The following is a 24,094-nucleotide window of genomic DNA, read 5'->3' on the forward strand; positions in this document are numbered from 1 at the left end:
AGGGGTAGAGGTATGGGGAATTCGTCTCTGTTTGAATTTGTTGAACAGTTTTCTAGTGAGTTAGGAGAGCTGGCTACTCGTATAGAAGCGCAGTTATTTAGTCAGCCACAGGCAGTTTTAATTCAGGCACGTTTATATAGTGAAGAGCTTGTAAGGCTTATTAGCAAAGAGGAGGGGATTGAAGAGGTATATCCCCTTAAAGCTTATGAACGAATTCATAAGTTATATCGACAAAGTTTAATTGAGGAAGATCTTTATATGAAGCTCGAATGGGTGAGAAAGAAAGGAAATAAGGCTGCCCATGATGTGAGTGAAAGTGATGTAATGGACGCTATTCAGGTACATAAATATTTATTCGAAATGAGCGTTTGGTATATGCAGGTTTATGTGAGTTATGATTTTGAAGCTCCTGTATACGCTCTTCCTACTAGAGCTGGTTTGGAAACAGAAATCCCTTCTCATAAGATAGATGAGATAATTAAACCGTATCTAGAACAAACCTTGCAAAAATATGATGATATGTGGACAGAAGTGCAGGAACAGCTAGCTTTATTAAAGGCAGATAAGGAGAATGCTCAAGTCACCAATAATCTAAAGGGTCTTTCTCCTAAACAAGAATTAAAAGAAGCAGCAATTAGCAAGGAAAGAGAAAATATAAATCGATATCGCATTTTTACAAAAAGCAACTTCATGCTTACTAACGAATCCTTAAAGGCTGCAGAATTTGAGCATAAGCTGACGGGAGAGGTCATTTACCTGTTACGCAATAAAGAACTTAGTATTATGCTGAATCCAAATAGTATTGCAGATTCTTTTAAAAGTGAAGAAAGAGAGCGTCATAGTACTGCCTTGAGACGTTTTCCTAAGAAAATTAATAAAGGTCAGACTCCTACAAGTTACGGTTATTTATATAAATTTCAAAACGAGGAAGAGCTACTTGATTTTTTAAAAGCTTTATCATAACTGCTTTAAAACAAAGAAAAACAGATAATACTAGTAAAATAAGAATGGTAGCAAACCTTAGTAAGGAGACAATATGAATAACTATAAATTAACAATTCAGTACGATGGTGGCCGATATAAAGGTTGGCAAAGACTTGGTGATAACGACCAAACGATTCAAGCAAAAATCGAAAATGTTTTATCTGAAATGGTAGGTACAAAGATTGAAATCATCGGAAGTGGTAGAACCGATGCGGGTGTACATGCCCTAGCTCAAGTTGCTAACTTTAAGAGTAGTGATAGTAGATCGGAAGCTGAGATTAAAAAATATTTGAATCATTACTTGCCTCAGGATATAAGTATTGTGGATGTGTCGTTAACACATGAACGTTTTCATTCAAGATATAATGCGAAGGCGAAGACATACTTATATAAGATTTGGAACGAAGAATATACGAACCCGTTTATGAGAAAGTTCAGTATGCATGTTGAAGAAAAATTAGATGTATCTATGATGAAGAAAGCTGCTAAGCATTTTATTGGAGAACATGATTTTACGGCTTACTCCAATGCAAAGTCTAAGAAAAAGTCAATGGTAAGGGAAATCTATTCTATTACTATAGAAGAGAACAGTGGATTCCTAGATATCAGAATTAATGGAAATGGCTTTTTATATAATATGGTCAGAAAGATTGTCGGAACGTTAATTGAAGTAGGGCGTGGAGGAATAGAGGCAAATAGTATACCTGAAATACTTCAGTCCAAAGAACGAGTTCAAACCGGTGGTCTAGCAGAACCAGGTGGATTATATTTAGAGAGTATAGATTTTGAATAAAATGAAACCCCCTCAGTGACCTGAGGGGGTTTTAGTAATCGGGAAAAGGAGCCGATCCCACTATGAAATGATGGCAATGATACCTTCTTCGTCGTCTAGCTCTAGTTTGATACCTGAGAATGGGTCTCTGTTAAGGTACTCTTCTAGCCAAAGACGAAGGGCTTCAATGATGTTTGCTGTTATTAATATTTGATTGCGGCCGCCTACGTGTGTTTCTGCAGAGAAGCCACCGTGGTCATCATCATAGAAAAGTTCAACTTCGACTTCTTCTGGCTTTACTTGCTTTTTGCGGGCAGTGTAGACGCAAAGAGCATTGATGATATCCTGTTCAGATATTTTTAGCTTTGCCATGGATTTGCATCCTTTTTCTTCTTATCTGCAAATAGCTTGAAGATTTTACGAATGATAACAAAGAGTGCAACGATTGCGAGCACATTGATCATAAAGCCAAGAATCGATCCTAGTATTCCCATGTTAGCAAAGAGACTACCAAAAAGAAGTCCTGCAAGTCCACCAAGCATTAGGCCTTTCATTAGTCCGCCAGACATGAAACCACCTTTATTGGCAGGTTTGGTCGTTGCTGAATTAACAGATGAATTTTCTTTCTTATCTACGGTTGAATCATTTGTTGTATTATTGTTATTATTAAAGTTTTTCTTTCCTGATTTATATCTTTTTGCTTCTGCTGTTGATACATCATCTTGGAACACAAAGTTCCCAACAGGTGTTAATAAAAGGACGATTGCGATCATAACGGCTGCTAGCTTTTTCATTGTTGGTTTCCTCCATTTATAGTTGGTTTATTTAATCTTAATAGAAATGAGCATATCTAGTGTTGTGATAAGCTTCAGCAATCACCGCATACCTCCCCTTTATATAAAAAACCTCTACCACCTAAGGATGGTAAAGGTTAAAATATCAATTATTATCCCTTTACCAGATTGGCAAAGGTCTCGCAAACAACATGATGTTGCCAGTTAAGCCGGTGATGAATATGCACCACGGAATGACGACATAACTGTTAGCTACTCCCCTTTGGAGTATGAAGTTGTAGGACAGCGTTTTCTCTCGCTGTGACTTTATACTACTATAAGATATGTTTATCGTCAATTATAGTATAGATACAATAACCCACTGTAGATGTGTGGTCGTGTTAGAGAATTTAGTAACAGATTGTATATATTGGAGGAGATGTTTTGGATACGGTAACACATACCCTGTTTGGGGCTGGAATTTACCAGGCAACGAAAAAAGAGGAAATGACCAAAAGGGAAAAGTATGCCCTGCTTTTTACATCTATAGTAGGTAGCCAGATACCTGATATCGATATTGTTTCCCAGCTATGGGATCAAGAAGGCATGTATCAAATGTGGCATAGAGGAATTACCCATTCGATTTTGTTAGCTCCCATTTGGGCACTAGTCATATATTGGTTAGTTAGAGTTTTGTTTAAGGTAAACCACCGTCATTATTTCTTTATTGCGATGATAGCGGTTGCTATACATAATAGTTCTGATGTACTCAATGCGTGGGGAACTGGTTATTTTGAGCCCATTTCTGATGTTAGATTAACTCTAGGTACGATCCCAATCATTGATTTCGTTATTTGGACGATTTTCTTGGTGTCTTTTTTATTGAAGCGCTTTTCTAGAATCCGAGCTACGACTATATTTCGCTATGCTTGGCTAGCTATTGTTTTACACATTGCGCTTCAGACTGCTCAAGGAATGGCGATCCTTCATGATGTTAAAACACAGTATGAGGAAGTGACCTTATCTGCCGATTTTATTCCTTGGCAATACACTGTGGTTGGTAAAAATGGAAATGAAGTAGATTTAGCTCTGGGCACATTATGGTCAGGAATAGAAGTGCATACTACCCTGTATTCAGACGAGGAAGCAGACTTAGAAGCATTATTTGCCAGTAAGCCAGAAGCGGAAACACTCACCAAATGGAGTCCGTTTGTAGTGGTTGTAAACGATGACAACCAACTGGGTGTATTTGATCCGAGGTTTTATATAAATGGAGAATCCTTTTTATATATTTATATTGATAAATAATGAATTAGGGTTATCTATAGTTTTGCAGCGTTAATTAGACCTACCAAAAGCAGAAGCCGTAAAATGGTTTACTATCGCTGAAGGAAGGTTTAAATGGTGAGTTTTGCCTGTAACTAAAATCATTAGAAAAAAATCTTTTAAATCAGTTTTTAAATGTAAGTTATTGACATAATCAATCATTTTATGGTATTAAAATAGTGTGATTAGCACTCTTGTGTTAAGAGTGCTAAAATATAATTAGGTGAAATTACATAAGTGAAAGGAGAACTAATAATGGCAAAGAAGCAGTTTAAAGCAGAATCAAAACGATTATTAGAAATGATGATTAACTCAATCTATTCACAGAAGGAAATCTTTTTACGAGAGCTAATTTCTAATGCCAGTGATGCTATTGATAAAATCTACTATAAGGCACTAACAGACGAGAAGCTGAGCTTTAATAAAGAGGACTATTATATAAAAGTCGAGGCTGATAAGAATAATAGAACATTAAAGCTAATTGACACTGGTATTGGTATGACAAAGGAGGAGCTTGAGAAAAACCTAGGTACGATTGCAAAGAGTGGTTCTCTAGCTTTCAAAAAAGAAAATGAGTCCAAGGATGGCCATGATATTATTGGTCAATTTGGTGTTGGTTTTTATTCGGCGTTTATGGTGGCCGATGTTGTAACGGTTATAAGTAAGGCGTTAGGAAGTGAAGAGGCCTACAAGTGGGAGTCAAAGGGTACAGATGGCTATACGATTGAAACCCACGAAAAAAGTGATGTAGGAACCGAAATCATCTTGCAGATAAAGGAGAATACCGAGGATGATAGCTATGACGAGTATCTAGAAGAATACCGTCTAAAGGCAATTATTAAGAAGTATTCTGATTTCATTCGTTATCCAATTAAGATGGACATAACTAGTAGTAAAAAAGCCGAGGGTAGTGACTCTGAATATACGGAATACACAGAAGAGCAAGTGATTAACAGTATGGTTCCGATTTGGAGAAAAAACAAAAATGAACTAACTGATGAAGATTATGCAAACTTTTATATGGAAAAGCACTATGGTTTTGATCAGCCTTTAAAGCATATTCATATTAGTGTGGATGGGGCAATACGTTATAATGCGATTTTATATATCCCGGAAAATATTCCGTACGATTACTATTCTAAGGAATTTGAAAAGGGCTTAGAGCTGTATTCTAATGGAGTTTTAATCATGGAAAAATGTTCGGAACTGCTACCAGACTATTTTAGCTTTGTAAAAGGAATGGTAGATTCTGAGGACTTGTCCCTTAACATTTCAAGGGAAATTCTGCAGCAGGATAAACAATTAAAGCTGATTGCGAAAAATATTAAAAATAAAATCGCGAGTAATCTACAGAGCCTTTTAAAGGATGAACGCGAGAAATATGAATTGTTTTATAAGTCATTTGGACGACAGTTAAAATATGGAGTTTACAGTGATTTTGGAAGCAATAAAGATTCCTTGCAAAATCTGTTAATGTTCTACTCATCCAAAGAAAAGAAACTAGTTACGTTAGATGAGTATGTAACAAGAATGCCAGAGGACCAAAAGTATATCTACTATGCTTCTGGTGAATCGTATGAGCGAATTGAAAGACTTCCTCAAACAGAGTTGGTTGCAGAAAAGGGTTATGAGATTCTTTACTTCACAGAGGATATTGATGAGTTTGCCATCAAAATGCTGATGAACTATAAAGAGAAAGAATTCAAATCGGTATCAAGTGGAGATTTGGGAATCGAGGAAAATGATCAGCAAACCGATGAGGAAAAGAATGAAAATAAAGAGCTATTTGAAGCGATGAAAAATAGCTTATCTGGGAAAGTGAAGGATGTACGAGCTTCTAAGAGGTTGCGCTCTCACCCGGTTTGTTTAACAACTGAAGGAGAAGTCTCCATTGAAATGGAAAAAATCCTAAGTGCCATGCCAAACAATGAAAACGTAAAGGCTGATAAAATATTAGAAATTAATATCAATCACGAGGTTTACCAATCATTAAAGGATGCACTTGATAAGGATCAAGAAAAGTTACATTTATATACAAACCTACTCTACAATCAGGCTCTATTAATAGAAGGATTGCCGATTCAAGATCCAGTAGAGTTTACGAATGATATTTGCAAGATTATGGTGTAAGAGAGAGGACTGGCGATGATTCGCTGGTCCTTTTACTGTTCTTAGTAGAGAGGGCGCTGATATTTTGCCGAGTTGCGCCAATATACTGGTATTTTAGCTGATAAAAAGGGGAGGTCGCCGATAAACTCTTGCTATAACTTGATATAGTAAAAAATACGCTGATAAAGGTCCGTGGGAGCCAATCAGTAAGCTAAAAATCCTTTTAAAAGCCAATCTAGTCTATAAAAAAACACCCATTTTCTAATGGGTGCACATTTCTACTTTATCCTTTTTGCCTCAAATATCGCTTATCGTTCATAAATAGACTCCAGAAATAGATGAATCCAGGAAACAGGATCGCGAATCCGATAATATAAGTAATAAAAACGGCTCTAAAGGAGTTTGGATCTGTAAAGGAATTTTGAATGGTTACTTCTGGGTAAACAATATAAGGTAAATGAGCCTTACCATATACATAGCTAGCGATTAAATACTGGATGGTTACAGCAATAACAGAAAGCCTCGGCATACCTCTAAGTTTTTCTCCCTTTTTAAATGGATTCGGAAAGTAGAGTCCAATACCAACAATGATAAAAAATCCGACAGAAATTAGGAGAAGGTGAAAGTCTTCCATCATTCGAGTGTACAGCCAGTTAGCCTCATTTCTTAACGTGAACATGATTAGGAAAGCCATTATTAAGGAAATCGGGCCCAAAATCATGCCATCCCTTAAATATACTTTATAAGCTTCCATCTCTCTCGAAGCTTTTGAATAATCAGCTAATAGAAGCGAGGAGAGAAAAAGTGAGCTAGTAATGGCGAAGCCTATAAAGGCATATTCATTTGGGCTGGTAAAGAGTTTCTCTAGACTTAGGCTTGGCACTCCATTTGTGTACACTAGATAATCACCGTGCGTAATTGGGAGTACACTAATTAATAATCCTGGAATAAGAATTCCGGTTATACCGGAAATATAGGTTAATGGCTTTTTGTATTCAGTTGCAATATTTGAAAATACCAAGAAAGCACTTCGTAATGCGAGTAACAATAAAATCATGCTGCCCGGAATTAAAAGAATCGTTCCTAGTGTGTAAGCTGCAGCTGGGAAAAGACTATAGACCGCTATGACCAATGCTACGATGAAGGTGTTTGTTACCTCCCATGTTGGTGATAAATATCGATTGGCGATATTGGTAGCTTTTGTTTTCTCTCTATTAATATAGACCATTGACCAAAATCCTGCCCCAAAGTCCATGGTTGCCATGACTGCATAAATAAATACAAATCCCCAAAGGACTGTAATTGCAATTAGCACATCTGCCATTCTCTTTGCCTCCTATGAGTTTGAACTAAATAATGGTTTTGACGGATTGGAAGCACGTTCAAGATCATCCAATACAGTATTCTTTCTAAAGTAATATAAAAGAACAAAAACGACTGCAAAGCCCAAAATAACATAGACAGCGATAAATAATAGGAACAGGGGCAATAGATCTGTTGCTGTAGTAGAGGCAGCAGCGGTTGATAGAATTCGATAAATAACCCAAGGTTGACGACCAGAGCATGCAACAATCCATCCAGACTCTATGGCGACAATAGCAAGTGGACCTGTTGTCACTAAAAGACCCAAAAACCATTTGGGATAACGGTCCTTCTTCAAAAACTTTCGCCATACTAATGCAGCGATTGGAATCATAATGAGTAAGGTACCAATTAACACCATTACGTTAAATAGAGTATGAACAAATAAAGGTGGCCAAAGCTCTTCAGGGAAATCATTGAGACCAATGACAACGGTGTCGAAGCTGTCTCCGGCTAAATAACTTAATGCCCAAGGAATTTCAATACCCCATTTGACAGTTTGGGTTTCCCGATCCGTAAATCCGCCAATTGCTAGTGGAGCATGTGATTGTGTTTCAAATAAACCCTCTGCAGCAGCTAGTTTTTCTGGTTGATATTTATGTAGGTACTGAGCAGATTCGTGTCCGTTTGTTGCGGTTAAAAAAGCAAAAATACCTCCAATAATAAGACTTAGTCTTAATGCTTTTCTGTGGAACTTATACACTCTTGATCCATATTCGTTCCGAAGCATTTTAAAAGATGCTACAGATGCTACAACGAATGCCCCCACTACATAGGCTGATAGTCCAACATGTGTAGCTGTTACAAAAAAGCTTGGGTTAAAAAACGCTGCCCATGGATCAATATCAACATACTGTCCGTCTACATAGTTAAACCCAGCGGGAGTACCCTGCCATGCATGTACGTTGGTAATGAGTACAGCAGAAGCCAGTGCACCAAGTGCAACGAGAGTTAAGCTTACAATTCTCATCCATGGTGCAATACGTTCTGCCGCATACACATAAATGGACATGAATAGGGCTTCCACAAAAAATGCGTAAATTTCAATTTGAAACGGAAGCGGCATAACACGAGCGACGACTTCTAAAAATCCGGGCCATAATAATGAAAGTTGAACCCCAGCTATCGTTCCCGTTGGAATCCCAACACCAAGAAGAACAGCAAACGCCTTTGTCCAGCGTTTTGCCATGACAGCATAATCCTGGTCCTTTGTTTTCTGATAGAGAAGTTCTGCTGCTAAAATCATGAGCGGAAGTCCTACTCCAATAGTGGCAAAAATAATGTGAAAAGCCATTGTGGTACCAAATAGGGAGCGTGCTATTACTAAATCATCCATAATCATTTTCGTCCTTTCAGGATTTCATCATATTTCCATATCATCTCCAAATTGGAATCTTATATGTAAAAAATGACATAGGCCAAAAAGTAAAATAAAAAAACGACAAGTAGGCACTTGTCGTTTTGGGTTAATCTGTTTGAGGAATTACATGTTGATAATAGTTTGTTTCGAGCATTTTGGCTGAGTAATAAAATTTTTGGTTAATAGTATGAGAGATGAATTCAATATAACCCTCTTCAATAGATTCTCCCTTGTGTGGAGTAAATTGTTTCGTGACTGAGTTGTATGTACCTTTATTCGTAAGAAAGCTTCGATCCAATAATGGAACAATTGGTTCGGCATCAGAAAAAATATCCTGTCCCATTAATAGTCTTGAATCATATTGTAGTCCAAGAAGATTAGATAGAGTGGGAATGATATCTAAACTAGAGCTTAGCTTATCAACGGTCATAGGTTCCATTCCTTTTGTATAAAGAATGAAGGGACTTTTGAAAATTTCAAAGGTAGGTTCCACTGAATGACCAGTCAATTCATCTATCACGACTGGATCTAGTCCATAAGGATAATGATCTGCACTGAGGGCAATCAACGTTTTCTCTGCCACACCAGCTTCTTCAAGCTGTGTTAATAGATACTGTAGCGATCGGTCTAGTTCGATTTGAGTTGCTAGATAGGCTTTTCCTTCTTCAGAGTAAGGAAGATTTTCTACTAGCTTTTTATTTTTGTGGGCCATCATATTTCCGGTAAAATTATATTGCATATGGCCACTCACGGTCATGTAGTAGGCATGGAATTTTTCTTCATTCACATACTCCGAAACAGTCTTCTCAAACATCTCTACATCTGACTCAGGCCAGGTTTTCTTAACGTTTAATCCATTTCCGAGACCTTTGTAGTCATAACCCATATTTGGATGAGATAAATCCCTTCTATAAAACTTATAAGAGTGATTATGGTATGCCTTTGTTATGTAACCTTGTTTTCTTAACTGATTGCCCATGGCAAAAGGTAAATAGTTTTTACTAGACTCTTCAAAGCTCCATACACCAGTTTTGGGTAATAGGCCAATGTTTGCGACGTACTCACCATCGGTTGTACCCACATCCCATAAAGGATTATAAAAGTTAGTAAACTTGTAGCCTTCGTTAACCAGTTTATATAAGGTAGGGGTTACTTCTGGATGAACGGCATAGGGTGCAAAGCTTTCTGCTGTAATAAGAACAAGATTATACCCTTCGTATATTCCTGTAAATTCATTCTTCTTAGTGGCTGGAACGGTTTGTATATATTGATGAATTTCCTGGATAGTCGGATCTTGCTCAGTCGATATTAACTTTTCAAAGTCTATATCCATCGTATTATATTCAACTTTAATAAGTGATTCCTTGCGATCCTCAACTAATTCATCAATTAAAATGGGTGCTAAAGGAGCAGTAACTTCTAGTACTGGCGCTTCCATCGTTGGAGCCCAACCGGTTAGAGAACGTTGAAAATCCAATTGCATCATTGTGATTAAACCCAGCTTTTGAACAGAAAGAATGGAATTATGACTATTAAAATACAAATCATAAGCAGAGTGCTGTTTTTTATCACTAGAGTAAATGATTGCTACACCAACAACATAAGGAAGGATCAGTAAGCAAACAAAAGCAACAGCTGAGAGCTTTGTGAGTCTGTTAAAGGCAAATAACTTTCTACCAATCGTTAATAATATGAGAGCGGGAACGAAGAACAAAGGAACAACCAACCAATTCTCAAGAATCAGCCCCCATATGTCATTCCAGAATTCAAAGATTTGGGTAGCATTTCCTGCTGAATACAGGCTATAGAAATTTCTAAAGGATTGATGATAAATGAATTGACTAGCATACATGAAACCTGTAGAAATAAGTAAAATAAATGCAATGAAAAATCCGGTCTTATTTTTAAAAAGACTAGATACAATAAATAAAAGAATTGCAGTGGTACTTGATAGTAAGAACGGGAGCAAAAAGCGTGATGATGGTGTAAATCCTGTTGAGAACGCTTTCAGTAAAATCTCCATAAAAGAAATGGAAACGATAAAATAAACAAGTAGGGAAATAGATTTATAGGATTTCAATGGAATATCACCTCTTCTTACATATTTTAGTATAACTGACGCTTTTTTGCAGGATAATGTTACGAAAATGATGTAGTAAATATGTTCGAGAATTGAGTCCAGCCATATTGTCCTGTAAAATAAAGTAAAGAATGAATGGAAAAAGGTGTAGAAGATGAAGAAGTACATTGTTGTTGGAGCAGGTATTCTGGGTGCATCCACCGCTTATCACCTAGCAAAAGCGGGTGCTGAGGTTACAATCGTTGATCGTCAAGATCATGGTCAAGCTACTGATGCTGCTGCTGGTATAGTTTGTCCGTGGCTATCCCAAAGAAGAAATAAGGCATGGTATGAACTTGTAAAATCGGGAGCAAGGTACTATCCCGAACTTATTCAGCAGTTAGAAGAATTAGGTGAAACAGAGACAGGCTATCGAAAGGTGGGTGCTCTTAGTTTACATACTGATTATGAAAAGCTTGAAAAGATGGTAGAGAGGGCCCTTAAGAGACGTGAGGATGCTCCTGAGATTGGTGAAGTTACTATATTATCACCTGCTGATACGAAAAGAATGTTTCCTCCATTAGCTGAGGAGTATGGTTCAGTCTTTGTAAGCGGAGGCGCACGAGTGAATGGTAGAGCCTTAAAAGATGCACTTTTGAGTGGCGCAAAGAAGCTTGGTGCGACCTATTTGGAGGGAAATGCAGCGCTTCTTTATAATGATAATGTGATTCATGGAATTCAATTAGAAGAACGGGGAATTGATGCTGATCAGGTACTCATAACTGGAGGTGTGTGGTCTCGAGATTTATTAGAGCCTTTAGGTGTTGAGTTTTTAGTAACGTCTCAAAAGGCACAAATACTACACCTTGAATGGCAAAATGAAGATACAGGTGATTGGCCTGTTGTTATACCACCGAACGATCAATATATGCTTTCTTTTGAAGAAGGGCGAATTGTTATAGGTGCAACACATGAAGATCATGTTGGGTTTGATACAAGAGTGACTGCTGCGGGGATGAATGAGGTTTTAGGAAAGGCGTTAGCTGTTGCGCCAGGTCTTTCTGGTTGCACCATCATGGAGGCACGAGTCGGCTTTCGCCCTTTTACACCTGGATTTCTACCTGTGATAGGTGCTGTTCCAGGATTAGAGGGTGTATTATTAGCAAATGGATTAGGAGCTTCTGGGCTAACAAGCGGTCCTTTTTTAGGAGCTGAGTTAGCTAGACTAGCGTTGGGGAGAGATACGGAATTGGAACTATCTCATTATAGTGTTAGTGGTGCAATTGACAAGTAATGATGGAGGGGAAGATGATGGACTTTATAAAAGAGTTACAGAACTTGCTACCAAGTGACCGTATCTCAACAAATGAGACGATTTTAGAGCAGCATAGTAAGGATGAGTCTCACCATGAACCAGCTACTCCTCAAGTAGTGGTATTTCCCTTACATACAGAAGAGATTAGTAGGATCATGCAAGTTGCCTCCAAGTATCGTATACCTGTTTTTCCGTTTGGTGTAGGTTCAAGCTTGGAGGGACACGTTATTCCATATGGAGGTGGAATAACCATCGACCTATCTTTAATGGATCAAATAGTAGAGATCAGAGATAAGGATTTCTTGGTTAAAGTCCAACCTGGAGTAACACGTTCAAAGCTAAATAAAGAATTAAAGAAACACGGACTGTTCTTTCCGGTAGACCCTGGGGCTGACGCAACGATTGGTGGAATGGCGGCGACGAATGCAAGTGGAACGACATCGGTTCGTTACGGGATTATGCGTGATCAGGTTAGGAACTTAGAGGTCGTCTTAGCAGATGGAACGGTCACTCATACTGGAAATTTAGCATCAAAATCTTCTTCCGGCTATCATCTTAATTCAATGTTTGTCGGTTCGGAAGGAACATTAGGGGTTTTTTCAGAAATAACGCTCAAAGTCTATGGCATTCCTGAGGCAATCATGGCAGCAAGAGCCATTTTCTCGGAGATTGAGGATGCTGTGAATGCAGTTGCTTCCATCCTTCAAGCAGGCATTCCGATTGCTAGATGTGAGTTGGTAGATGCTCGTTCAGTTAAGCAGGTGAATATCTACAGTAAAACTAGTTATCAAGAGAAGCCGACTCTCTTTTTAGAGTTTCATGGAAATAAAGCAGGGTTAGCTCAGGATGTTGAATTTACAAAAGAGCTGTTGGTGGATCAGGGGTGTAGTGATTTTGTTTTTGAAACGGACTCCAAGGCAGTTCAGCAGCTTTGGGAAGCGCGTCACCACTTGGCATATGCGTTTCTTCATGGTTTTCCTAGTCTTGATATGATGATCACGGATGTTTGTGTACCTATTTCAGAGCTCGCTGGTGCAATCATCGATGCTCGCCAGGCGATGGATCAAACTGGTCTTGATGGTGCGATTCTGGGTCATGTGGGCGATGGGAATTTCCACACCCTGCTAATGATTGATAAGTCCAAAAAAGAAGATATAGAAAAAGCTGATCGATATAACGAGCATTTAGTTACCTATGCATTAGCAAGAGGTGGAACTTGTACTGGTGAACACGGGGTAGGAATTGGTAAGAAGAAGTACCAAAAGCTAGAGCATGGAGATGCGCTTAACATTATGTCGGGTATTAAAAAAATGTTAGATCCACAGTGTATTTTAAATCCAGACAAGATTATTGATAAGTATTAAGAGATTAATAGTAAAAGGAGGCTGCTGAAATTCAGTAGCCTCTTCCTTGAATCTTAGTAATTATCTTACTTTCGAAAGTGCCTCGTACAAGTCATTCATATTAACAATACCAAGTTGGATGATTTTTTCTATATATATACTCCAAAGTTTAGCTGTTAATCTAGCGTCTCCTAGAGCGTGATGTCGTTCCACAACAGGGATATCGTGATAGACACAAAGATCTTCTAGCCGGACTAGTTGAAGGTCAGGGTCAGCAATTTTAAATAGAAAGGAAGTATCTAGAATCCGGTGCTTCAAGGGGGTGCGGAATAACTTCCAACTTGAATGCTGAAGAAATGTTTTCTCATGATTGGCGTGATGAGCAACTAGTACAGCATCCTTAGCAAATTCAAAGAATTGAAGAAGTACACTTGATAAATTTGGCGCATTTAAAAGATCTTCTTTTCGAATTCCAGTTAAGTGAGTGAGTTCAGGGGAGAGATCTTCATTATGAAAGACCAGAGAGTAAAACGTATCCTCTTCCTTTATGATTCCTCCATCAACCTTTATTGCACCGATGGATAAAATAACGTCACCTTTATCTGGGAAAAACCCTGTAGTTTCAATATCAAATACAACAGCATTGAGCTTATTTAGAGGTTCATACATAACCTGTTCTTTGCGAATTTCCCTATGAAGCTCGCGAAGAAAGGCAACATTTTGAGGAGATTGTTGTCCCTGCATGCCACTGAGAATACCACTGTTTATTCTTCCATGAATCCCCTTTAGGAGGTGAATAATTGGATTATATGCCACTTTCAATCACCCTTTTTCAATGCAGTTTTGTACAAAGTGATGAAGTCTCACTCCGTCCTTAAGAATCTGCTTTATTAATTTTTTTTCGCTTTGAGTTAATGTTTTGATGGAGAGGTAATGTGACTCTGAATATGAATCGTCTTTCTTATATGAAGCAATTCGGAACTCTAACAATGTTTTAAAGCGATCTTGATAGGGTTTTAATTCCCGATTGTATGTGTCGAGCTTACGGAGACAATCGAATCTTGATAGGGTGGAGCTTTCGTAAATCCCTTCTTTAATGGCGAGTAATCGAATGGCATTGACATAAGGTAAGAAGGCGGCGTGCTTTAAGTCAATTGATCCAGCATAAGGTCCGGTTTGTTGAACATATAGCTGTCCAAATACCCCAACGGATTTTTTGATGTGTCTTATATTATCTAGAAACCTTTGTAACAATCGAGGGTGTTCTAGATTTTGATCAAGAATCCTTTTTTTAAATGCATTAATCATTTTCTTCTTACCAACAAGCACTCTAGCATCATAAAAAATCTGTAGATATCTAATCGAATCTAGACTTTCTTCTAAAGTCCATTGGTTTATCTGGTCGGCCCATCCCGAAAAAGATTTACACCAAATGGGATTTGAGCTCATGACCTTGCCATCGCAATACGGATACCCTAATTGAACTAAACCATTTGAAAGTTTTTCACCAAATGTTAAGAAATAGTTAGTAGCTTCTAATGTATCTGCTTCAAAGACAATCCCGTGATCCTGGTCGCTAACATAACCCTGTTCAAAACGACCAGCACTGCCTAAGACAAACCAGCTAAATTCACATGGGGATTCTCCGTGTTCCTCTTTGTACTCCTTAAAGCACTCCTGGAAAAATGCTATCATTATACTGTCATGGAAGGTGTTCAATTGCTCTGAAGAATGGAATGTATAAATATGCTGTTCCTTCCATTCTTTAATGGCTTTGTAAACTTCATTATTTGCAGTCATAGGTCACTTCCTCTAAATAAAGAAACACAAAAGAGTAACTTTTGTGTTTCCAACATCCTTATGAACTAAATTTTTCGCTTTTTGAATCTAAGAATACTTCAGGATAACCGTAGCTTCCGTGCTCACTCACGTCTAATCCCATAATCTCTTCTTCTTCTGTTACGCGAAGACCTTTTAGGACGGCCTTACAAATTATTAGTAACACGAAGGAAACGATGAATGCGTAAGCTCCAGCAGATACAACTCCCATTAATTGTACGCCAAGCTGTGCGAATCCACCACCGTAAAATAATCCAGGCAAACCAACTGTAGCTAGCTCTGGAGTTGCAAAGAATCCAGTAGATAAGGTTCCCCATACACCTGCTGCTCCATGAACAGACAATGCATAGATTGGATCGTCAATCTTCTTCTTTTCAAAGAATCTCGCGCTATAGAATACTAAAACCCCAGCAATAAACCCGATTAATACAGCTGCCCAAGTATCTACAAATGCGCAGGATGCTGTGATGGCAACAAGTCCTGCTAATGCACCATTTAAAATAGTTGGTACATCTGACTTCCCTAAGACTAACCATGAGATTAGTAACGCAGCAACCGCGCCTGCTCCAGCAGCTAAGTTTGTATTTAATGCAACAAAACCAAAGAAGGCGCCATCAACAGATACTGTGCTACCCGCATTGAATCCAAACCAACCGATCCATAGAATGAGTACCCCTAGTGCAGTATAAACTTGGTTGTGACCGAAAATGTTATTTGCGGAGCCATCTTTATTATACTTACCGATACGAGGCTTAAGAAGAATAGTTGCAGCTAAAGCAGCCATTGCACCTGTTAAGTGAACAACGGTTGATCCAGCAAAATCTTGCTTGCCGTGTTCAGCTAACCAACCGCCGCCCCAAATCCAATGAGCGACTACCGGATAGACAAGTGCAGAGAAGAGGATAGTGAATAGTAGATAAACAGATAACTTTGCACGTTCTGCAAACCCGCCAAGTGCAATGGTAATCGCAATTCCTGAAAAGGCTAGTTGGAATAAGAAGAATACTGAACCAGATAATGCTGCTCCTTCCGAATCATAACCCGAATAAAAGAAATCGGACATCCCAACTAAGAAGTTTGCATTTCCTCCAAAGATAAAACCATAGCCAACTGCCCAGAATACTAGTGAAGCTAATCCGTAGGTGAAGATCGTCTTACCCGCAATATGACCAGCATTTTTCATTCGGGTAGAACCTGCTTCGAGTAGTATAAATCCACCTAACATAAAAATAACAAGAATTGCACTAAGCATGACCCATACACTATTGAGTAAAAATGTAGTATCCAAACCGTTTTCCCCCTAAAAATTTTTAGTTACATCTCATTACAATACATGTTACAAAAACTAACATAACCTCTTGATATCTATAATTTATGCCATGAAGAGGAAAAAGTCAACGAAAAATCTGAAAATTTTATATATTATGTCATATGATATAACATGAAAGGGTTTCCAACCTTGTTGTAATCAGTAAAGTGCTTTTTCAAAAACTTTGGTGCTAGTTAAACTTTAGTTTGGAGGTTTCGATCGTACTTGGCTTAATTAGGTGTTAATTTGAAAAGAGGAAGTCTATTCATGTAAAATGGAATCGCCCTACTAAGGAGAAATTCGGGGTTTGAGATGATTTTCACATGAACAATACGAAAATAGATTTTGTTAAAAAATTTGGTTTTATTGAATAATTTGTCTGTGTCTTAGTTATTAAAATGTAGATTATAGGAAAAGAGTGAAGAATATGTATTTATCGATAAAAGAAACTGCGGAATATTTAGCAGTTAAAGAAAGTGAAATCGTAAAATTAATCAATCAGAGGAAAATTAAATATATTCATGATGGAGAAGGATTCTTGATAAATAAGGATCAGTTTGATACCCATTTGAAACAAGTTGAGAAATATAAAGGCATTGTAGAGGACTTTTTAAGGGAGCCTGTTCCAGAAGATGTGGATATAAAGGATGAGGATTAAAAAAGTACCTATAAAAAATTTCGTCATAGTAGATGTAAGAAAAGATCCCTTGTAGCTTAAATGAGGGACTTGTTTGGATAATGGTCAGAAAAATGTCCTTCCATTTTCGCTTGAGAAGGACATTTTCGTGTTTAAGAGCTAAAATCAATCCTCCTGTGGTCTGCTGAAACAACAACGTAGGTCGATGATCCTTCTTGTGTATGTCCCAAAAGAGTTTAATATTTCCTTCTTATTTTTGTCACATTCTGTTCCTAATTCTGTCACAGCCTTTCTTAGGTGGCTGTGATACAATTCATTTACAGGGAGGTTATATCTTGATCTCCGATGTAAAAGATCTTTTATAGGCCTGACCATTTTAAATAAATAACCTGTTTTTTATGGCAAGTTTGTGAATTGTTGAACAAACTCTCTTTAAGTGTGACATATTTGTGAAAACAATCACAAACTTAATATTTTATTTACAATTATAAATTTCCATGAATATAAGGAGATGAGAATGTGAAGCGAAAAGGATTTATTTCATTCCTATTAATGATGTCTGCAGCATTTTTGCTCAGTGGATGTGAGACTAATCTAGTTGTACTAGAACCTCAAGGTCCTGTGGCGCAAAGTATTGCAGATTTAATTAATTGGTCAATTATGTGGATGCTTCTTGTTGTGGTTGTTGTATTTGGTTTATTTGGTTACATCGTTTGGAAGTACAGAGAAAGACCAGAGAACATGGACTATGAGCCACCAGAAGAGCATGGTAGTACGGTGCTTGAAATTATCTGGACAGCTATCCCGATTTTAATTGTAATTGCCCTTACGATTCCAACGGTTAAAACCCTATACGCACTTGAGGAAGTGCCTAAAGGATTTGAGAATCATGAGCCGCTTGTTATACATGTTACTTCAGCAGATTGGAAATGGATTTTTAGTTATCCTGAGCAAGACATTGAGACCATTAACTATGTGAATATCCCAGAAGACCGACCAATTGATTTCAGACTAACGTCTGCAGGGACGATGCAGTCATTCTGGGTACCAGCTCTCGGGGGACAAAAATACACTATGAATAAGATGGAAACTCAAATGTATTTAGTTGCTGATAATCCAGGGTCTTATTTTGGAAGAAACACGAACTTTAATGGTCGTGGTTATACGGGAATGGAATTTGAAGTACTTGCACAAACACATCAGGAATTTGATGAGTGGGTAAATGAGGTACGAGATACAGCACCAAAATTAACAGAAGACGAATATGAAGAACTACTTAAACCAACACATTTAGGTAGATTAACTTTCTCTAACACTCATCTTGAGTGGGTAAACCATGCGGATGCTAACTCAAAGTCTTATACGAACCCAGAGTTGTATGAATACCATGGATACCAAGGTAGAACGTTTGAAGAGGAAGATAATTATAAAAATGACTCCGAGGCTGATGAGCATGATCATCAACACGACGAGCATGAAGAACATGACGAACATGAAGAACACGGAGGTGACCACAGTGGGCATTAGATGGGATGAAATGTTAATTACGGGTGATCCGTTAATACTTGGAGCGCAAATATCTATTGCTTTAACGATGATTGGGATCATTTTTGGAGTCACCTATTTGAAAAAGTGGAAGTACCTTTGGAGAGAATGGTTAACCACTGTTGATCATAAGCGAATTGGGATTATGTATATTATAGCTGCGGTATTAATGTTCTTCCGTGGTGGTATAGATGGATTATTAATGAAGGCTCAAACTTCAAGACCTGAGATGGAGTTATTATCTTCTCAGCACTATAATGAAATCTTCACAACTCATGGTGTAATCATGATTCTATTCATGGCAATGCCATTCTTGATTGGTTTAATGAACGTGGTCATCCCTCTCCAAATTGGAGCGAGAGATGTTGCATTTCCTCAATTAAATGCACTAAGCTTTTGGTTATTTATGAGTGGTGCGATGTTATTTAATATCTCTTTCGTTATTGGTGGATCTCCTGATGCTGGTTGGACGTCTTACTTTCCACTAGCGGGTAAGGAATTCAGTCCAAGTATTGCGAACAACTATTATGCAATTGCCCTTCAGATTGCCGGGATTGGTACATTGATGACAGGGATTAACTTTATCGTAACGATTTTAAAGATGCGCACTAAAGGTTTGACTCTTATGAGAATGCCAATGTTTACGTGGACGACTTTAGTTACGTCGGTCATCATCGTTGCCGCTTTCCCAATCTTCACAGTTGCACTTGCTCTAATGACATTTGATCGACTGTATGGAACACATTTCTTCACAGTATCTGCTGGAGGAAGTGATATGCTTTGGGCTAACTTATTCTGGTTATGGGGACATCCTGAAGTATATATTGTAGCTTTACCTGCATTCGGTATTTTCTCAGAAGTTATTGCTACATTTGCACGTAAGTCACTATATGGATATAAATCCATGGTATATGCAATTGTCGGTATTGCATTCTTAAGTATGATTGTGTGGGTTCACCATTTCTATACAATGGGCTCTGGACCATTAGTAAACTCATTCTTCTCAATTACAACCATGTTGATTGCCGTTCCAACCGGAGTTAAGATCTTTAACTGGTTATTTACAATGAGAAAAGGTCGAATTAAGTTTAGTACTGCCATGTTATGGTCACTTGCTTTTGTTCCATGCTTTACAATCGGTGGAGTTACAGGGGTAATGCTTGCGATGGGTGCTGCTGACTATCAGTACCATAACACGTTGTTCCTAGTTGCTCACTTCCACTATGTATTAATTCCAGGTGTTGTGTTCGCGGTATTCGCAGGACTATACTACTGGTGGCCAAAAATGTTCGGTCATATGCTGAACGAAAAACTTGGAAAGTGGCACTTCTGGTTATTTGTAATCGGTTTTAAAGTAACATTTATGCCGATGTTCTTCCTTGGATTAGATGGAGCGGTAAGACGTGCTCACACGTATTCTGTTGAATCAGGATTCGCTAGTTTATTCTTATTATCTGCTATTGGCTCAGTCGTTTTAGCGATCGGATTTGCAGTATTCTGTTACAACATCTACTGGAGTATTCGTTATGCAGATCGTAATATTTCTAGTGACCCTTGGGATGCTAGAACACTTGAATGGGCAACTGCTTCACCAGTACAATATTATAACTTTGCAAAGCTACCAGAAGTAAAAGGTATTGATGCTTTCTGGTATATGAAAAAGAATAATGAAGGATTAACGATAAAAGAGAGTGAGCTAGAAGAGATTCATATGCCAAGTAACTCAGGACTACCAATAATCATGGCGGGTATCTTTACTGTCGCTGGTTTCTTCCTAGTATTTGAAGCACACATTGCAGCATTAGTTTTTGGTATTGGGATTATTGCCTGCTTAATTGTCCGCTCATTTGATTATAACGATGGATATCATATTCATGTTGATGAGATTAGTGAAACTGAGCGTGCTTGGAGAAATGTAGAGGGTGAGGTGCATAATCATGTCAGCTAGTTTAAATACGTCACTGCCATTAGAATATCAATCAGAGCAAAGTCGTATGAATATATTGGGATTCTGGATTTTCCTAGGTGCTGAGATTGTATTATTTGCTACCTTGTTTGCAGTATACGGGGTGTTAGGTCAGAATTATGCAGGTGGACCAACTCACCAGGATATCATCTTAATAAAAGAAGTAATGATTCAAACGGTTCTACTTTTAACCAGTAGCTTTACATGTGGTGTTGCCATTTGGCAAATGCGCCGCAATAATCTAAAAGGCTTAATTACTTGGTTAGTTATTACGCTAATGTTAGGTCTGGGCTTTCTAATCATGGAGATTAATGAATTTATTCATTATGTTCACTTAGGAGCAACCATGCAGACGAGTGCATTTCTTTCAAGCTTCTTTGTTCTATTGGGTACGCACGGATTGCACGTTGCTATGGGAATTGGTTGGGCAATTTTAATTATCATGCAATTACTAAAAAGAGGGCTAACACCTGTTACAGCTCGTAAAGTATTTATTATTGGTCTATACTGGCACTTTCTTGATGTCATTTGGATCTTTATCTTCACATTCGTTTATTTAAAAGGGATGGTGTTATAGATGCAGATGGATAAGAATGCGAATGGTTTCCCACTAAGTCACGTTTTTGGATTTGTGATGTCATTAGTACTAACCTTCGTTGCAGCATGGGTTGCATTAAAAACATCATTATCGTTCACCGTCGTTATGTGGATTATTGGAACACTAGCTGTCGTTCAAGCGGGTTTACAGTTATTCATGTTCATGCACGTAAATGAAGGAGAAGATAATAAAACACAAATCATTAATATTGCTTATGGAGTCTTTTGTGCAGTGGTTATTATAGTAGGATCGATTTGGGTTCTTACATCAGGGCACGCAGCTCATTAGTAATAAAAACTCCGGCCATTTGGTCGGAGTTTTTGTCTATACATATTTTAAATTAATGATTAATTTTTGTGATTGAGTTATGGTGAGTTACTTCCTGTAAGAGCATTAGGAAAAGACCGAATCCAAATAGGAGCATAGAGGTAACCATCATACTTAGTCCAATAAACAAAGTGTAGTTATCTTGGGTGGGACCGCTTACAAATAATCCTATTACAACTACAATAAAGCCCGCAAAAAGCCCTAAGGCTGTCATTTTTCTGCCAAATGTTAATGTCTTCATTTGTTTTTCGTTCATTTAAATCATCCCCTTACTTCTATTTTAATTTCGTTCACAAATTTGTCAAACTTTTTCGTTCACATTTTTGCCATTTTTAATGTTTTTTCAAGGCTACCCGAAAATAGTGGGAACATTAATAGACGGCTGGTACGGAAGTCGGATAATCCGCAGGCATCTGTGTTCCCCACTACGATCAGTGCTGATATAAAGGAGTTGAATTTTTCAGTATTGTTATTGATTAGACTTTGCGTGTATTTACGCAATTATATTTTATTCACGCGTAAAACTACGGACTTACACAAATATGTAGGAAGTCACGCAATAAGTATGCAGACTCACGCAATTATATGGAAACTTAAAAATGGCAGATGATAAGCTTTGGTTCCTTAGCGTGGCATTCCAAAGGATGAAGCATTATAAAGAGTATTTCTTATTTTCAAATGAATGGGCGCAATCGCTACATCGAAAATGGGATCTATCTAAAGTGATGTTTAAAGAAAAATAGATAGAGAGATAATGGTAGGAGTGGTAAACTTAAACTTATTGAATAGTCTATTATATTAACACAATAAAGGGGACTGATGATGAATTCTAGGAATGCTATAACTAAGGATCTGGAGATTGCAGGACAAAACATACTAAAATTAGTGAGTAAACTTATAAATGTGAATACATTCTGTATAACAAGTATTTCCGAAACAGAAAGTTATTTTATTACAGTTTTAAATCGTCATATTGAGCTAGCTAGCGCAGGTACGTTAATTCCAGTAACTGAAGCATATTGACACTTATTATTTAAAAGTGGTCGTGAACCCCTTATCATACATAATATTGTTAATCATGAAATTGCAAGAGAGATGGATATCACCAAAGAACTAGATATAAAGAGCTTTTTGGGTGTACCTATTTTCCATGCGAATGGTAAGCTTTTTGGTAACCTTTGCTGCTTTGATTCAGAAACCTATTCGTTTTCAGAGGAGGATGCAAAGCTTCTTCAAACAATGGCTGCATTTCTTACCTATGTCATCGATCTAGAACAGGACCATTCCCAAGCAATGATTGATTTTGAGAAATTATTCCACCAAAGTGAGTTAGTACTTAGTTCTCTTTCAGAAGGAGTATTCGGTTTGAATGTTGAAGGAGAAATTACATTTTGTAATCCTTCCACGTTAAGCATATTAGACTATGAAGAAGGTGAGAAGCTAGTAGGTAGGTCTGCTAGTCAAGAGTTTCTTATAGAGGATGAGAAGGTTGCAGCTGTATTTGGTGAAACGGTTAAAGATGGAGTGACTAGAACGAGAAAAGATGGTTATTTTAAAAAGAAAAATCAGCAACTTATTCCAGTCGAGTATACAACTAAGGCAATCTATGATTCAGCTAATATAGTTGGAACAGTCGTGACCTTTAAGGATATAACGGAGCAAAAGCAATCAGAAGAAATTATTTTAAAATCAGAAAAGCTCTCACTTGCGGGGCAGCTAGCAGCAGGAATCGCACATGAAATTAGAAATCCGCTAACTGCTATAAAGGGGTTTCTGCAGATGATTGATGCAGGATATCAAAAAGATGCTTACATCAAGATTATGTCTAGTGAGTTAGAACGAATCGAATTAATTGTCAGTGAATTACTTCTTCTTGCAAAGCCTCAAGACGTGATGCATGCTCCATTTGAAATTGCGTCTATATTAGATGAAGTCATCTCGATATTAAATACACAAGCTCTTTTAACAAATGTTGAGATAGCTTTTACGAAACGAACAGAAGGATTATTCATTAAAGGAGATTCTAACCAAATCAAGCAAGTATTTATTAACTTGATTAAAAATGCAATCGAAGCTCTTGCTAGTGGAGGACAAATTGAAATAGATCTTCTTGAAGAAGGGTCAAATGTAGTAATCTACGTAAAAGATAATGGAGAAGGTATTCCAGAAGATAAAATTGCTGAATTAGGCCAACCATTTTACTCTACAAAAGAGGAAGGTACGGGCTTAGGGCTAATGGTAAGCTTCAATATTATTCAAAATCATCATGGAAGTATTAATGTGAAAAGTGCTCCTACCAAGGGGACCACGTTTGAAATCAAGATCCCAATGTATAAAGCAAAAGCCTTAGCCAACTAAACAGTTGGCTTTTTTGAATTGACCTTTTAAAGAAGCAGGTATACTTGGAGGGAGGCTCGACTTCCTCCCCCGGAAAACAAGTGTCTGGAGCGCAATGGAACGGAACAATCCT

At 37.7% G+C, this 24,094-nt stretch carries 23 protein-coding genes; 14 read left to right on the top strand and 9 right to left on the bottom strand.

Going from position 1 to position 24,094, the window contains the following annotated elements; translation table 11 throughout:
- Window positions 1–12: 12 nt before the first annotated feature.
- Both G4D63_RS16155 and truA read left to right on the top strand, forming a co-directional pair.
- The gene (locus tag G4D63_RS16155; RefSeq protein WP_163180719.1) at window positions 13–963 is read left to right on the top strand and encodes a DUF4145 domain-containing protein; all 951 of its coding nucleotides are present in this window, start codon (window positions 13–15) and stop codon (window positions 961–963) included.
- 73 nt (window positions 964–1,036) lie between these two features.
- Window positions 1,037–1,777 carry a tRNA pseudouridine(38-40) synthase TruA gene (truA, locus tag G4D63_RS16160; RefSeq protein WP_163180720.1) on the top strand — a complete coding sequence of 247 codons (741 nt, stop codon included), beginning with the start codon at window positions 1,037–1,039 and terminating at the stop codon, window positions 1,775–1,777.
- A gap of 60 nt (window positions 1,778–1,837) precedes the next feature.
- Here the strand turns inward: truA and G4D63_RS16165 are convergent, their stop codons facing one another.
- Both G4D63_RS16165 and G4D63_RS16170 read right to left on the bottom strand, forming a co-directional pair.
- Window positions 1,838–2,128, bottom strand: a complete 291-nt coding sequence (locus tag G4D63_RS16165) for a YxcD family protein (RefSeq protein ID WP_163180721.1) — start codon at window positions 2,126–2,128, stop codon at window positions 1,838–1,840.
- A complete protein-coding gene (locus tag G4D63_RS16170; protein ID WP_163180722.1) occupies window positions 2,116–2,550 on the bottom strand; it encodes a hypothetical protein in 435 nt (144 codons plus the stop codon). Before G4D63_RS16170 ends, G4D63_RS16165 begins: the two co-directional genes overlap by 13 nt.
- Window positions 2,551–2,973: 423 nt before the next feature.
- Between G4D63_RS16170 and G4D63_RS16175 the strand changes: the two genes are divergently transcribed.
- Together G4D63_RS16175 and htpG are read left to right on the top strand one after the other, a co-directional pair.
- Entirely contained in the window at window positions 2,974–3,837 is an 864-nt protein-coding gene (locus G4D63_RS16175) for a metal-dependent hydrolase (protein ID WP_163180723.1), read from the top strand.
- Window positions 3,838–4,110: 273 nt separating this feature from the next.
- Complete coding sequence (gene htpG / locus G4D63_RS16180) at window positions 4,111–5,985, top strand: molecular chaperone HtpG (protein ID WP_163180724.1); 1,875 nt, start codon at window positions 4,111–4,113, stop codon at window positions 5,983–5,985.
- A 262-nt stretch (window positions 5,986–6,247) separates the two neighbouring features.
- Here the strand turns inward: htpG and G4D63_RS16185 are convergent, their stop codons facing one another.
- The 3 genes from G4D63_RS16185 to G4D63_RS16195 form a co-directional block, all read right to left on the bottom strand.
- Window positions 6,248–7,288 (bottom strand): cytochrome d ubiquinol oxidase subunit II, encoded by a 1,041-nt coding sequence (locus tag G4D63_RS16185; protein ID WP_163180725.1) that lies wholly within the window; start codon window positions 7,286–7,288, stop codon window positions 6,248–6,250.
- A gap of 12 nt (window positions 7,289–7,300) precedes the next feature.
- Window positions 7,301–8,662, bottom strand: a complete 1,362-nt coding sequence (locus G4D63_RS16190) for a cytochrome ubiquinol oxidase subunit I (protein WP_163180726.1) — start codon at window positions 8,660–8,662, stop codon at window positions 7,301–7,303.
- A 130-nt stretch (window positions 8,663–8,792) separates the two neighbouring features.
- Entirely contained in the window at window positions 8,793–10,766 is a 1,974-nt protein-coding gene (locus G4D63_RS16195) for an LTA synthase family protein (protein WP_163180727.1), read from the bottom strand.
- A 154-nt stretch (window positions 10,767–10,920) separates the two neighbouring features.
- Here G4D63_RS16195 and G4D63_RS16200 point away from each other — a divergent pair, with 154 nt between their 5' ends.
- Together G4D63_RS16200 and G4D63_RS16205 are read left to right on the top strand one after the other, a co-directional pair.
- Entirely contained in the window at window positions 10,921–12,039 is a 1,119-nt protein-coding gene (locus G4D63_RS16200; protein ID WP_163180728.1) for an NAD(P)/FAD-dependent oxidoreductase, read from the top strand.
- 17 nt (window positions 12,040–12,056) lie between these two features.
- Window positions 12,057–13,424 (top strand): FAD-binding oxidoreductase, encoded by a 1,368-nt coding sequence (locus tag G4D63_RS16205; RefSeq protein ID WP_420837827.1) that lies wholly within the window; start codon window positions 12,057–12,059, stop codon window positions 13,422–13,424.
- Window positions 13,425–13,484: 60 nt separating this feature from the next.
- On the opposite strand, the gene G4D63_RS16210 is transcribed toward G4D63_RS16205, so the two are convergent.
- Genes G4D63_RS16210 through G4D63_RS16220 form a run of 3 tightly spaced genes read right to left on the bottom strand, consistent with a single transcriptional unit; the run spans window position 13,485 to window position 16,530 of the window.
- Window positions 13,485–14,219: an exonuclease domain-containing protein gene (locus G4D63_RS16210; RefSeq protein ID WP_163180729.1), complete on the bottom strand. Its 735-nt coding sequence runs from the start codon at window positions 14,217–14,219 to the stop codon at window positions 13,485–13,487.
- Window positions 14,220–14,225: 6 nt separating this feature from the next.
- Window positions 14,226–15,203 carry a DUF294 nucleotidyltransferase-like domain-containing protein gene (locus G4D63_RS16215; RefSeq protein ID WP_163180730.1) on the bottom strand — a complete coding sequence of 326 codons (978 nt, stop codon included), beginning with the start codon at window positions 15,201–15,203 and terminating at the stop codon, window positions 14,226–14,228.
- Between the two features lie 58 nt (window positions 15,204–15,261).
- Window positions 15,262–16,530, bottom strand: coding sequence for an ammonium transporter (locus tag G4D63_RS16220; RefSeq protein ID WP_163180731.1), 1,269 nt, complete (start codon window positions 16,528–16,530; stop codon window positions 15,262–15,264).
- A gap of 448 nt (window positions 16,531–16,978) precedes the next feature.
- On the opposite strand from G4D63_RS16220, the gene G4D63_RS16225 reads away from it, so the two are divergent.
- The 5 genes from G4D63_RS16225 to qoxD all read left to right on the top strand — a co-directional run bounded on the left by G4D63_RS16225 (window position 16,979) and on the right by qoxD (window position 21,585).
- Entirely contained in the window at window positions 16,979–17,209 is a 231-nt protein-coding gene (locus G4D63_RS16225; protein ID WP_163180732.1) for an excisionase family DNA-binding protein, read from the top strand.
- 531 nt (window positions 17,210–17,740) lie between these two features.
- Window positions 17,741–18,715: a cytochrome aa3 quinol oxidase subunit II gene (gene qoxA, locus G4D63_RS16230; RefSeq protein ID WP_163180864.1), complete on the top strand. Its 975-nt coding sequence runs from the start codon at window positions 17,741–17,743 to the stop codon at window positions 18,713–18,715.
- On the top strand, window positions 18,705–20,681 hold the full coding sequence (gene qoxB, locus G4D63_RS16235; RefSeq protein WP_163180733.1) for a cytochrome aa3 quinol oxidase subunit I: 1,977 nt from the start codon (window positions 18,705–18,707) through the stop codon (window positions 20,679–20,681). The genes qoxA and qoxB overlap by 11 nt, the downstream gene beginning before the upstream one ends.
- Entirely contained in the window at window positions 20,671–21,276 is a 606-nt protein-coding gene (gene qoxC / locus G4D63_RS16240) for a cytochrome aa3 quinol oxidase subunit III (RefSeq protein WP_163180734.1), read from the top strand. Before qoxB ends, qoxC begins: the two co-directional genes overlap by 11 nt.
- Window positions 21,277–21,282: 6 nt before the next feature.
- The gene (gene qoxD / locus G4D63_RS16245) at window positions 21,283–21,585 is read left to right on the top strand and encodes a cytochrome aa3 quinol oxidase subunit IV (protein ID WP_163180866.1); all 303 of its coding nucleotides are present in this window, start codon (window positions 21,283–21,285) and stop codon (window positions 21,583–21,585) included.
- A 52-nt stretch (window positions 21,586–21,637) separates the two neighbouring features.
- On the opposite strand, the gene G4D63_RS16250 is transcribed toward qoxD, so the two are convergent.
- Complete coding sequence (locus G4D63_RS16250; RefSeq protein ID WP_163180735.1) at window positions 21,638–21,880, bottom strand: hypothetical protein; 243 nt, start codon at window positions 21,878–21,880, stop codon at window positions 21,638–21,640.
- A 343-nt stretch (window positions 21,881–22,223) separates the two neighbouring features.
- Here G4D63_RS16250 and G4D63_RS16255 point away from each other — a divergent pair, with 343 nt between their 5' ends.
- From G4D63_RS16255 to G4D63_RS22300, 3 genes are all read left to right on the top strand, one after another.
- Window positions 22,224–22,367, top strand: coding sequence for a hypothetical protein (locus tag G4D63_RS16255; RefSeq protein ID WP_163180736.1), 144 nt, complete (start codon window positions 22,224–22,226; stop codon window positions 22,365–22,367).
- 79 nt (window positions 22,368–22,446) lie between these two features.
- Window positions 22,447–22,647: a hypothetical protein gene (locus tag G4D63_RS16260; protein ID WP_163180737.1), complete on the top strand. Its 201-nt coding sequence runs from the start codon at window positions 22,447–22,449 to the stop codon at window positions 22,645–22,647.
- Window positions 22,648–22,680: 33 nt separating this feature from the next.
- Window positions 22,681–23,982 carry an ATP-binding protein gene (locus G4D63_RS22300; RefSeq protein ID WP_338023995.1) on the top strand — a complete coding sequence of 434 codons (1,302 nt, stop codon included), beginning with the start codon at window positions 22,681–22,683 and terminating at the stop codon, window positions 23,980–23,982.
- The last annotated feature ends 112 nt before the right edge of the window (window positions 23,983–24,094 follow it).

This window comes from Bacillus mesophilus (assembly GCF_011008845.1).
Lineage (GTDB): Bacteria > Bacillota > Bacilli > Bacillales > SA4 > Bacillus_BS > Bacillus_BS mesophilus.

What these genes read in the sequence shown, in the direction of transcription:
- G4D63_RS16155 (WP_163180719.1), top strand. Translation starts at nt 13, where the DNA reads ATGGGGAATTCGTCTCTGTTTGAATTTGTTGAACAGTTTTCTAGTGAG.
- truA (WP_163180720.1), top strand. Translation starts at nt 1,037, where the DNA reads ATGAATAACTATAAATTAACAATTCAGTACGATGGTGGCCGATATAAA.
- G4D63_RS16165 (WP_163180721.1), bottom strand. Translation starts at nt 2,128, where the DNA reads ATGGCAAAGCTAAAAATATCTGAACAGGATATCATCAATGCTCTTTGC.
- G4D63_RS16170 (WP_163180722.1), bottom strand. Translation starts at nt 2,550, where the DNA reads ATGAAAAAGCTAGCAGCCGTTATGATCGCAATCGTCCTTTTATTAACA.
- htpG (WP_163180724.1), top strand. Translation starts at nt 4,111, where the DNA reads ATGGCAAAGAAGCAGTTTAAAGCAGAATCAAAACGATTATTAGAAATG.
- G4D63_RS16185 (WP_163180725.1), bottom strand. Translation starts at nt 7,288, where the DNA reads ATGGCAGATGTGCTAATTGCAATTACAGTCCTTTGGGGATTTGTATTT.
- G4D63_RS16190 (WP_163180726.1), bottom strand. Translation starts at nt 8,662, where the DNA reads ATGGATGATTTAGTAATAGCACGCTCCCTATTTGGTACCACAATGGCT.
- G4D63_RS16200 (WP_163180728.1), top strand. Translation starts at nt 10,921, where the DNA reads ATGAAGAAGTACATTGTTGTTGGAGCAGGTATTCTGGGTGCATCCACC.
- G4D63_RS16205 (WP_420837827.1), top strand. Translation starts at nt 12,057, where the DNA reads ATGGACTTTATAAAAGAGTTACAGAACTTGCTACCAAGTGACCGTATC.
- G4D63_RS16215 (WP_163180730.1), bottom strand. Translation starts at nt 15,203, where the DNA reads ATGACTGCAAATAATGAAGTTTACAAAGCCATTAAAGAATGGAAGGAA.
- G4D63_RS16225 (WP_163180732.1), top strand. Translation starts at nt 16,979, where the DNA reads ATGTATTTATCGATAAAAGAAACTGCGGAATATTTAGCAGTTAAAGAA.
- qoxA (WP_163180864.1), top strand. Translation starts at nt 17,741, where the DNA reads ATGATGTCTGCAGCATTTTTGCTCAGTGGATGTGAGACTAATCTAGTT.
- qoxC (WP_163180734.1), top strand. Translation starts at nt 20,671, where the DNA reads ATGTCAGCTAGTTTAAATACGTCACTGCCATTAGAATATCAATCAGAG.
- qoxD (WP_163180866.1), top strand. Translation starts at nt 21,283, where the DNA reads ATGGATAAGAATGCGAATGGTTTCCCACTAAGTCACGTTTTTGGATTT.
- G4D63_RS16250 (WP_163180735.1), bottom strand. Translation starts at nt 21,880, where the DNA reads ATGAACGAAAAACAAATGAAGACATTAACATTTGGCAGAAAAATGACA.
- G4D63_RS16255 (WP_163180736.1), top strand. Translation starts at nt 22,224, where the DNA reads ATGGCAGATGATAAGCTTTGGTTCCTTAGCGTGGCATTCCAAAGGATG.
- G4D63_RS16260 (WP_163180737.1), top strand. Translation starts at nt 22,447, where the DNA reads ATGAATTCTAGGAATGCTATAACTAAGGATCTGGAGATTGCAGGACAA.